Annotated in this window: 7 protein-coding genes; 4 read left to right on the plus strand and 3 right to left on the minus strand. The window is 41.1% G+C overall.

The features are described from left to right. Positions 1-124 precede the first annotated feature (124 nt). A complete protein-coding gene (locus tag O9316_RS07995) occupies positions 125-4,699 on the plus strand; it encodes a T9SS type B sorting domain-containing protein (protein WP_298205210.1) in 4,575 nt (1,524 codons plus the stop codon). Between the two features lie 96 nt (positions 4,700-4,795). Here O9316_RS07995 and O9316_RS08000 read toward each other — a convergent pair whose 3' ends face one another. Together O9316_RS08000 and O9316_RS08005 are read right to left on the minus strand one after the other, a co-directional pair. After that, complete coding sequence (locus tag O9316_RS08000) at positions 4,796-5,803, minus strand: 3-oxoacyl-ACP synthase III family protein (protein ID WP_298205211.1); 1,008 nt, start codon at positions 5,801-5,803, stop codon at positions 4,796-4,798. Between the two features lie 116 nt (positions 5,804-5,919). Next, positions 5,920-7,179, minus strand: a complete 1,260-nt coding sequence (locus O9316_RS08005) for a T9SS type A sorting domain-containing protein (RefSeq protein WP_298205212.1) — start codon at positions 7,177-7,179, stop codon at positions 5,920-5,922. Positions 7,180-7,304: 125 nt separating this feature from the next. Here O9316_RS08005 and O9316_RS08010 point away from each other — a divergent pair, with 125 nt between their 5' ends. The 3 genes from O9316_RS08010 to O9316_RS08020 all read left to right on the plus strand — a co-directional run bounded on the left by O9316_RS08010 (position 7,305) and on the right by O9316_RS08020 (position 10,598). Further along, complete coding sequence (locus O9316_RS08010) at positions 7,305-9,710, plus strand: prolyl oligopeptidase family serine peptidase (protein ID WP_298205213.1); 2,406 nt, start codon at positions 7,305-7,307, stop codon at positions 9,708-9,710. 124 nt (positions 9,711-9,834) lie between these two features. Beyond that, positions 9,835-10,377, plus strand: a complete 543-nt coding sequence (locus O9316_RS08015) for a DUF2975 domain-containing protein (RefSeq protein WP_298205214.1) — start codon at positions 9,835-9,837, stop codon at positions 10,375-10,377. Positions 10,378-10,379: 2 nt separating this feature from the next. Continuing rightward, positions 10,380-10,598, plus strand: coding sequence for a helix-turn-helix transcriptional regulator (locus O9316_RS08020; protein WP_297516266.1), 219 nt, complete (start codon positions 10,380-10,382; stop codon positions 10,596-10,598). Positions 10,599-10,605: 7 nt separating this feature from the next. Here the strand turns inward: O9316_RS08020 and O9316_RS08025 are convergent, their stop codons facing one another. After that, positions 10,606-11,526, minus strand: coding sequence for an ABC transporter ATP-binding protein (locus O9316_RS08025; protein ID WP_298205215.1), 921 nt, complete (start codon positions 11,524-11,526; stop codon positions 10,606-10,608). Positions 11,527-11,737: the final 211 nt, after the last annotated feature.

The following is an 11,737-nucleotide window of genomic DNA, read 5'->3' on the forward strand; positions in this document are numbered from 1 at the left end:
TTACAAAACAATCAATTATTATAATATTTTTCTTACTTTTAATATTATTTTATTCATTTCATCGATTTTATTTGTTTTTTATCGATATTATAATGCATATTTGTTGTGTCAAAATCAAGCCCCTATGAAAAAACTACTAACCCTTTTGCTACTGTGCATCAGTGTCGCCGGCTTATCGCAGCCCATCACTGTTGATGCGAGTACGTATACCGTACCGCAATTGGTCAATAACATTTTGATCAATTCTCCTTGTATTTCCACACAGAATATCTCCTGGCGCACGGGTTCCAATTTTGGATCTGTTAACGGTATTGGATATTTTGTGAACACGAATCCGAATTTCCCGATGCAGAGCGGTATTGTATTATCTACAGGAAGTGCTGTTGAAGCAGCGGGTCCTAATACTGTTTTGTTAAACTCAGGAAATGTGGCATGGACGGGTGATTCAGACTTGGAAGCCATTTTGGCTGCGTCGGGGATTTCGATGAATTCGACGAATGCTACAGTGTTAGAATTTGAATTTTCGGCTATATCTCCTTATTTCGATTTTGATTTCTTATTTGCTTCTGAAGAGTATGGGAATTTCCAGTGTCAATTTTCAGATGCTTTTGCTTTTTTGTTGACGGATTTAACAACGGGTACTACTCAGAATTTGGCGGTTGTTCCAAACACCAATACGCCTATTTCGGTCGTTACCATTCGTGACTTTCTATACAACTCGGGGTGTCCCTCAGTAAATGCGCAATATTTCGGACGTTTCAATGGTGGTAACAATGCAGCATCAGCACCGATTAACTATAACGGTCAGACAACGGTGTTGAATGCAGCGGCGACTTTAGTACCTGGACGTAATTATCGAATTAAATTAGTCATAGCAGACCGCGGCGACTTTAATTCGGATTCGGCTATTTTTATTGCTTCCAATAGTTTCAATATTGGACAAGATGTATTGGGTCCAAACCGAACCGTTGCTAGTGGTACAGCAGTTTGTCAGGGTGGTTCAACCGTCATTACTTCGGGACTCAATCCAGCTCAATACACATTCCAATGGCGTCGTAATGGTGTGGTAATCCCAGGACAAACTGGTCCATCATTAACGGTAACACAGCCCGGTACGTATGCGCTTACGTATACTAATATTGCATTCCCTTGTCAAGAAGTTACCGATGAAATCACAGTAGAATTTCATGCTAACTTTGTATTCCCGAATCCCGTGAATTTGTATAAATGCAATACAGGAAGTAGTCCTTATACTTTTAATTTAAATTACAATACAAGTCGGGTTACCAATGGTATAGCTCCAGGGCATACTGTAGCCTATTTTGCCACGCAAGCCGATGCACAAAATAATGTGAACCCTATTGGCCCGAGTTATGTTAGCGCTGGAAACGAAACGGTATTCGTTCGCGTAACGAGTCCAGTTACTGGCTGTGGCATGGTAAAATCATTCCAATTACTCTTAACAGCGCCACCGGTAGCCAACACGCCCAATGATGTTCAAATGTGTGCCCGTCCGAATGGAAGTCCTGTTAACTTCAACATTCGTCAAGCAGTTTCGAGCCAAGTTTTGGGAGGACAGAATCCAAACATTTATGGTGTTGCCGTGTACCGTACCTTGACTGATGCCACCAACAACACCAATCTTGTGGCTAATGGTGTTGTCAGTTCATTAGGAGGTACTTGCTATGTTCGTGTATTCGTATTTACCGACCCCACATGTTTTGCGATTGTACCTGTAAATATGGTGGTATTACCTATTCCTCCTGTCGATGATTTTGAAGATGTGATTACATGTGATGATTATACCCTTCCTGCATTAACCAATGGGCAATATTTTACAGAAGCCAATGGACAAGGAACGCAATTGTTTCCTGGGGATGTGATTGACCAAAACTCGACCATTTACATCTTCAATAGTAATCCAACACCGCCTTTGTGTCCGAATCAAACGTTTTTTACAATTACTATCCTTCGTCCGGATGAATCAATTCCCGATGAGGAGCATTGTAACAGTTACACCTTACCGGCTTTGGTACGCGGAAATTATCATACTGCGCCCAATGGGGGTGGGACATTACTGCCTGGAGGATCTATTATTACCACCTCGCAGACTATTTATTACTATTATATGATGACAGAACCGCCGTTTTGTCAAATCGATATGCCTTTTAATGTAACCATTATTCCTTTTGGGGATGTACCCACGATGGATAATGTGTATGATTGTACCTCGTATACCTTGCCTCCCTTGTCTTTTGGTGCCTATTACACGGAACCCGGCGGCCAAGGAACACAATTAGCGCCTGGTACAGTACTTACAAGTACGCAAACGGTATTCATTTATGCTAGCAATGGAACTTGTACCAGTCAGTCCTCTTTCCAAGTAGTGATTGGGATGAACTTCCCTACTTCGGTTAATGAATGTGTTTCGTTTACATTACCTGCTTTGGAGGCTGGAAATTATTATACCGGTCCGATGGGTACAGGAACACAAATTCCTGCTGGAACCGTTATTAATACAACACAAACCATCTATGTCTATGCAGTAACCCAAAACCAACCCAACTGTACTGACAATTACAACTTTACAATTACGATTAGTTTACCACCTTTAAATCCACCCCAAAATGCGGCAGGATGTGGAAGCTATGAATTACCTCAACTTCCTTACGGGAATTATTTTACAGGACCTGGCGGTACTGGAGATATTATGTTTGCTGGAGACTTAGTAACTACAAGCCGCACCATGTACATATACCTTGATGGTGAGGGCGGATGTGTCAATGACGTAAGTTTCCCTGTTACCATTCATCCATTTCCAGAAGTTGACTCACGTTCGGATATTGATGCATGTCATGCCTATGTACTTACCAATTTGGAACATGGAAATTACTATACAGGTCCAAATGGAACGGGCACACAATTACAAGGTGGGGATGTTATCCAAACTACACAAACCCTATACATCTATGCAGAAAGCAATGGATGTACTAGCGAAACAAGCTTTACAATCAATATCTTCACCATTGATGCCCATGAGTTAAACGATGTAACCGTTTGTGATGCCTATGTTCTTCCCGCGTTACCCGGTAACAACAAATATTTTACCCAAACGGGAGGACAACACGGAACTGGGCAAGAGTTAGCGCCCGGCACTGCCATCACTAGCTCCCAAACGATCTATATCTATGTAGAATCAGGAGAACGCATCAATTGTACCAATGAAAGTAGTTTTGTGGTTACGGTGAATCAAACCCCTGTAATCCCAACTATTCCTTCGGTTTTTGTTTGTGAATCGTATACGTTGCCAGCGCTAACCGTTGGAAACTATTACACACAACCCAACAAAGGAGGAGATATTGTAGCCGCTGGCACAGTAATTACTACAAACCAAACCTTGTATGTATATGCTGAAACAGGCACAACACCCAATTGTTTTGCTGAAACTAGTTTTTCTATCACGATTTATAATGTTCCGCAATTGAACAATGTAGTGTCTTGTTCTAGCTACGTTTTACCTGCATTACCTACGGGGAACTATTTCAACGGTCCCAACGGTACAGGAGGACAAATTGCTGTGGGCAGTGTGGTTACGCAAAGTCAAACGATTTATGTGTTTGGTCAATCGGGATACACTCCAAATTGTACCGATGAAACATCGTTTACGGTAACCATCGTTCCAGCGCCTACAGCGCAAGTGGTTCCAGTTACGCAACGTACTTTTTGTGATACTGATGGAACAAACGATGGTGTTTTCAGCCTTGATTTAACGCAATTCAATACGACAGTTTTGGGGAACCAAAGCGGTCCTGAATTTGTGGTTACGTATCACGCCTCTTTGATTGATGCACAAAGCAATACGGCTCCTTTAACGCAAAGCGCCGCTCCCCTTGTGTATGTTCGCGTAAGCAACACCTTAGCCCCCGATTGTTTTGCTGTTCGTGCGCTTCAATTTATCATCAATAAGCTCCCAGAACCAACCCCACAAGATGGTATCATTTGCTATAACACCACAACCAACCAGCTTATCCAATCGTACACCTTAAACAGTGGATTATCGGCTTCCACACACACCATTCGTTGGTATAATGAAGCGGGCAATCAAGTGGGAACAGGTGCCATGTATACCGTTCTTGCTCCCGGTGTATATAGTGTTATTGCTACAAACAATGCCACAGGATGTGCTTCAGAGGAAGTCATGGTTACGGTAACACCGTCTGAACCGGCGATTGTAACCTATACGGTAAGTGAAGATTTTGCAGATTCGCAAACATTGACGGTTAATGCGCAAGGTAGCGGTGAATATGAGTACCAATTGAATAACGGTGAATTTCAAGACAGCCCGATATTTTACAATGTAATGAGTGGCTTCCACACCTTGACCGTTCGCGACAAAAACGGCTGTGGTCTTACTGTATCGCAAATTGTAGTTGTCAACTACCCGCATTTCTTTACCCCCAACGGTGACGGTGCCAATGAAACATGGAATATTCGTGACTTACGGGATCAAGAAGTAGCTTACATCTACATTTATGACCGTTATGGAAAAGTACTTACTAAAATCAGACCATCGGGATCGGGATGGGATGGTACGTATAACAATACGCTTATGCCTTCAGATGATTATTGGTTCTCTATAACCTATCAGAAAGATGGCCAAGAAAAAGAATTTAGAGCGCATTTTGCTTTGAAACGATAACTCCTTTTTGCCCCAAATAAAAAGGAAAGTAATTACGTTTGTACATGAAAAAGCCCGATATAAAGTCGGGCTTTTTTTTTATAAAATTGAAAAAAATTACCATCGAATAATGGCACTTCCCCAAGTAAAACCACTACCAAAAGCAGCCAAAACAACTAAATCACCCTCTTTGATTTTTCCTTGCTCCCAAGCTTCCGTCAATGCAATTGGAATCGAAGCAGCGGTGGTATTGCCATACTTCATGATGTTGTTATAAACTTGATCGTCTTGTAAGCGAAACTTTTGTTGTATAAACTGAGCAATGCGCAAATTCGCTTGATGTGGAATCAACATATTGATGTCGGAAACCTGCAAATCATTGGCTTCCAAACCTTCGTTTATGACCTCTGTAAAACGTACTACGGCATTTTTAAACACAAATTGGCCATTCATATACGGGAAATACGATTCATCATTGGGATCATTATCGCGAATGATATCGGTCACCCAACGCTGTCCCATTCCGGGTGCAATCAAGGCCAACTCTTCGGCGTGTTGTCCCTCTGAATGCAAATGGGTCGAAAGAATTCCTTTTTGCATATCGGTTTCACGACTGATGATTGCCGCTCCTGCCCCATCCCCAAAAATCACAGAAACACCGCGCCCGCGTGTGGTCATGTCTAACCCATGGGAATGCAATTCGGAACCGATGATTAAAATGTTTTGGTACATCCCTGTTTTGATGTACTGATCGGCAATGGAAAGGGCATATACAAATCCAGAACATTGGTTGCGAATATCCAGGGCACCCACCGTTTTTAGTCCCAAATCACGTTGCACCAGCACGCCAGGTCCTGGAAAGTAATAATCGGGACTAAGAGTAGCAAAGATGATAAAATCGATAGCGTCTTTTGAAATTTGAGCGCGTTCAATCGCTATTTTGGCAGCCTTAACCCCCATTGAGGTGGTCGTATCTTCGCCACGAATTACATGGCGACGCTCTTGAATCCCTGTTCGCTCTTGAATCCAAGCGTCGTTGGTATCCATGCGCTGGGACAAATCATCATTAGTAACAACATTATCGGGTACATAAAAGCCTAAGCCTTTTATTTTGGAACGATACATAGACTTCGTTTTTTTACAAAATTAAGTCCACAAATTTAGTGAATTGTTAAAAACTGGCCCGAATATCAGTCAAAAAATAGTGCTTTTGACAAAATTTAAGTCCCTAAATCCATGACCTATTTTACAATTTTCACCGACTGTCGGCCGGTATTGGTATGCAGATTTATATAATACACTCCTGAAGGATAGGGGAAATCAAATACATACGCTTTGGGTCCTTTGTGTTGAATCGTGTCGACTATCAATGTTTTCAACCATTTGCCTTGGGCATCATACAATCCTAAGTTCAAATGATCGGTCCCCAAATATTCGATAGTGAGATGCAACTTATCGCGAATAGGATTGGGAGCCACAGTAACTTGTAACGGCATCCGTTCGTGGTCTTCCAATGTAGTAGTACTCAAATTCCCTGAGAGCTTATAAATAGTGGTGCCGCAAGCAAAAGCTAAGGTCGAATTCACCATAAAAATGCGGTTCAAATTTCCACCCACATTGGTATTCACCCAGGTATCGCCTCCGTCGGTGGTTTCATAAATCCCAGCCGAGTAGCCCCCCATCCAACCGTGATTGGCATCGAGAAAACCCACCGCTTGAATGCCGGTCTCAGGGGCTGTTTTCGTTGTCCACGTTTGTCCCCCATCACTGGAGGTAATCAATTTTCCACTTTGGGGACCAAACGATTGCACTGCGCCAAAGATTTGATTGGGATTATTGGGTAAAACTTGTAATTTCCAGACGTATTCGCCGGGAATCGTACCGTTGTACAACACCGACCATGATTGTCCGCCATCGGTGGTTTTTAAAATTAAAGCTCCAGCGGCGTTATTTCCGCAGGCGAAACCCGTTTGTGCATCCAAAAAAAGTACTTCTACCAACGCATTGGCATAGGTTGCCATATCGGTATATTGCCAGGTTTGGCCACTATCGGTTGACTTAATCATGTAGGCAGGAGAAAAATAAGCGCCGCAGCCATACACCGTTGTTCCTACAGCATCAAGGCCGCAAATAGCTTGTGGATTGGGTGAAATAGAAACTAAATTCCACGTAATACCGCCATCGGTTGTGCGGTAAAACTTACCATTTAAGGTGCCTAAAAATCCAATATTTTCATCTATAAATTCGATATTTCGAAAATAGTGATCACTTCCCAAAAGAGCATTATCGGTTTGCAACACCCAATTTTGCCCGCCATCCGTGGTTTTGTACACCGCGGCATAATACCCATTGGCAGCCCAACCGGTAGTTTCATTTAAAAAAAACACATCATCAAAACGTTGTCCGTTGGTATTCACGGTAATGTTGGGAAGAGGCGCCCACGTTAACTGTGCATACATTGGGAAACAAAAGCACAAAAGAAGGAATCGCATTGTTTTCATCGGGTTGGAATTTGACCAAAAGTAAAAAAATTAACGTTTTATTAGTCGTTCGATTCAAATAAAAATAAGAGTTTTAACTCCGTGAAGACATTTCGTTTAAATTGACAATCAACAAACCGAAAACCATGAAATTAAAAGCTATCTTTTTATTCCTGTTAACGGCCTCCACTTGGGCTCAGGAAAATGTTACGTACCAAAAACCACCCGCCGAAATTATGGCCTTGGCCGATTACCAACGCGCTCCTTCGGTTTCGATGGATAGCAAGAAAAACTATATGTTGCTCTTGTATCGAAATACCTACAAATCCCTCGATGACTTGAATCAAGAGGAAATGCGTTTGGCAGGTTTACGTATTAACCCAATCACTAATATTGCGAGTACGACCAATTATGTAAACAATTTAAAACTGCGTAAAGTAAAAGATACGCAAGAAATGCAAGTCAAAGGATTGCCCGAAAATCCGAAGATTGCCTTTATCACATGGTCGCCTGATGAACAAAAAATAGCCTTTACGCATACGACGGCCACGGGCGTTGAATTGTGGGTGATTGATGTGGCAACCGCTTCGGCCAAGCGCCTTACAGAGGCCGTTTTGAATGCCAATTTGGGTTCGCCCTTCCTATGGAAAAACGACAATTCACAATTATTGGTATTACAATTGCCCTCCCAACGTGCGGCATTGGTTGACCAAAAAAAGGACTTGCCTACGGGTCCTACGGTTTCGGTGAGTGAGGGGAAAAAGTCGCAAAACCGAACGTACCAAGACCTTTTAAAAAACAAAACCGACGAGGCCAACTTTGATGCCTTAGTGCAATCGGAGTTGTATTGGATTGGACTTGATGGCAAAAAAACCTTATTTAAACCGGCTGCCATTTATGCAGGCATGAGCTTTTCACCTGATGGAAACTATTTGATGCTTACGCAAATTGAGCGCCCTTATTCGTATATCGTACCCATGAGTCGTTTTCCACAACGCTCCTTGGTGTATCGAACCGATGGCACTTTGGTACAACGAGTAAACGAAGTCCCGTTGACTGAGATTATGCCCAAAGGTTTTTCTTCCGTTCGCAAGGGAAAACGAAACATGACTTGGCGACCCGATCAACCTGCAACTTTGTTTTATGTGGAGGCTTTGGATGAAGGTGATGCCGGAAAAACGGTAACACACCGCGACGCACTATGGGTTTGGGAAGCACCATTTACAGCAGCACCCCGTGAATTTATGCGAACCCAACAACGTTTTGCAGGAATTGCTTGGGGAAATGAAACAGTGGCCTTTGTGTATGATGATTGGTATGATACCCGAAATCAAAAAACGTACTTCATCAATCCTTCGATCAATAATACAAATCCAAAAATTGTTTGGGATGTAAACTCACAAGACATTTATGCCGATCCGGGTAATTTTGAAACCAAACGCAATGCATACAATCGAAATGTTTTGGCCATTGAAAACGACAATTTATACCTTCTGGGCGATGGATTCACCAAAGAAGGGCAATTTCCTTTCGTGGATGAATTTAGCCTTAAAACATTAAAAACCAAACGATTGTATCAATCTAAATTGAAAGACAAAAAAGAGGATTTACTTTCGATTGAAGACTTCAAAAAAGGAGAACTGCTTGTCATGATTCAATCCAAAAACGAATTTCCTAATTATTACTTCCGCAATTTAAAATCGGGGAAATTAACCCCCATTACCCAATTTAAAAATCCTTTTGAAAGTATTAAAAATGTGTATAAAGAGGTGATTAAATACAAACGCAATGATGGAGTAGAACTTTCAGGCACCTTGTATTTGCCCGCCAATTATGACCGAGTAGCTAAAAAAGAAAAGTTACCGTTGTTAATTTGGGCCTATCCTGCCGAGTTTAAAGACAAAAATTCAGCTGGGCAAAGCGACAAGAATCCCAACGAATTTACTTTCCCCAACTACGGTTCATTTGTGTATTGGGTAACCCGAGGTTATGCGGTACTTGATGACGCATCGTTCCCGATTATAGGGGAAGGAACTAACGAACCCAACGATACTTTCATTCCGCAATTGGTGGCCAATGCCGAAGCAGCGATTAATGCCGTTAACGATTTGGGCTATATCAATCCGAAAAAAGTGGGTGTAGGAGGACATTCATACGGGGCATTTATGACCGCTAATTTACTAACGCACTCTAACTTATTTGCTTGTGGTATTGCGCGAAGTGGGGCCTACAACCGAACATTAACTCCTTTTGGATTCCAAAGCGAACAACGCAATTATTGGGATGTTCCTAGCGTGTACAACACCATGTCGCCGTTTATGAATGCTGAAAAAATGAAAACCCCCTTATTGTTGGTCCATGGCGATGCCGATAACAATCCGGGGACATTTACCTTGCAATCGGAACGGTATTTTCAAGCATTGAAAGGCTTAGGAGCGCCTGCTCGACTGGTTTTACTCCCCAAAGAATCCCACGGATATGCTGCCAAGGAAAACATTTTGCATTTACTTTGGGAGCAGGATCAATTTTTAGAAAAGTACCTGAAGAACTAATTTAACCCATTTACAAGAGCCAAGCCCGAAGTTTATCTATCGGGCTTTTTTATGTTAAAAACTATTTATTTATTGTTTATCAATAAATTTTTATTATTTTTACACCAAATATAAAACCTAACTCATGGAAATAAAAATTTCAACACAAACGCTTTTACACCTTTTTAAAGGACTCACATGGATTGTATTTATTGGCTTATGCATTCAAGCAGGGACTATTTTATTCAATGTACTGTACGCGGTGAGTTATCAACCCAAAGCGGCTCAGTATTTTTTTCTTGATCAGTTAATCGATGTAGCGCCCGGCGATTTTATCGTTTTAATGATTCACATGTTAATTGTTGCAGTACTTAAGGCGCTTTTATTTTACATTGTTTTAAAATTGTTTACTGAAAAACGCTTTGAAATAGCGAAACCTTTTAACATCCATTTGCAAAAACTTTTAACCAATATGGCCTATCTTTCGGTTGGGATTAGTTTTTTTGCTGCTTGGGGAACGCGTTATTTAAAACAGCTAACGGCTATGAAAATTGATCTTCCCGACAATGAAAGCCTGTTTATGGGTGGCGCCGATGTTTGGCTGTTATTGGGCATCATACTCTTGGTTTTGTCCCTTGTCGTAAAACGCGGTATTGAAATGCAACAAGAAAACGAACTTACGATATAACGATGGCTATTATTGTAAACTTAGACGTCATGATGGCGAAACGAAAAATGTCATTGAACGAGCTCTCCGAGAAAGTAGATTTGACACTTTCCAATCTATCGATATTAAAAACAGGAAAAGCCAAAGCCATTCGTTTTTCAACGTTGGAGGCCATTTGTAAGGTATTGGACTGTCAACCGGGTGATATTTTGGAATATGCTCCTGAAAAAAAGACAGAATAAATTGTGGTTATCGGGACATTATCTGGATGAAAACTTGGGAACCTTCAGCGATAGGTTCATAATGAACCCCATACACCAATGCCGAACCCATGCGTAACGCCAGTAAATAATGACTTCCTTTAAAATAACAATGTTCTACCTGAGCAGGCATCCCTTTTGAGGAAATTTGTACGTGATGCGGGTATACGTGATGAATATGACCTTCAATATTCAAAAGCGATACTTCCTCAAAAAGTGACGCTACATATAAATCCGAAGTGTGGTACAACTCCTTGGGGGTTCCTTGGGCAATGGCGTTTCCGGCTTTCATCACCAAAACAGCATCGGCATACGACAAAACATCCGTAGTATCGTGCGTAGCAATAAGGGTAGTGATGCCTTGCTTTTTTAGGTAATGAAACAATTTCCTACGCAAACTATTTTTGCGAAAATTATCAATATGACTAAAGGGTTCATCCAATAATAAAACTTCGGGTTCTTTGGCCAAAACACGAGCCAAAGCAACCCGTTGCATTTGTCCACCACTTAAATTTTTGGCTTTTACATGGGCATATTCCGTCATTTCTACAATATCTAAAAGTTCGAATATGCGCTCTTTTTTTTGATCAGGGTAAAAATTGGACAAATACTTTCCCACATTCTCAGCTACGGTGATGTAGGGCATCAAATCAAAATCTTGGGCCAAATATTTCATAAATTCCATCCCAGGAATCAAATGGTACTTGGGTCCCAGAATTTCGATTTCATTCCAAAAAATGTGACCTTCATCAAGATCATACAACCCGTAAATCGCTTGTAAAAGGGTACTTTTTCCACAACCACTTTCACCGATAATGGCCTGACAACTTCCTTGAGAAACTGAAAAATCAATGGTTTTCAGTGTAGGTTCGTTTTGATACGAAAAGGAAATAGAAGAAACTTTCAACATGACACAAAGGTACAATAAACCGAAAGTCATCAATACCCTCAACTATCAATTTATAGCTGCCAAAGATACAAAATTGAAGAATCACAGCACGGATTGCTAAATTGATGTTCATTCCGTCAAAAATTACGAAATCATAAATTTTATTTTTACTATTTTTTTACTTAAAATTTTAAAATACATCAATTATTTAATTTAAAATATTTGAATATCT

Origin of the sequence: Flavobacterium sp. (assembly GCF_027533505.1) — a bacterium.
GTDB lineage: Bacteria > Bacteroidota > Bacteroidia > Flavobacteriales > Flavobacteriaceae > Flavobacterium.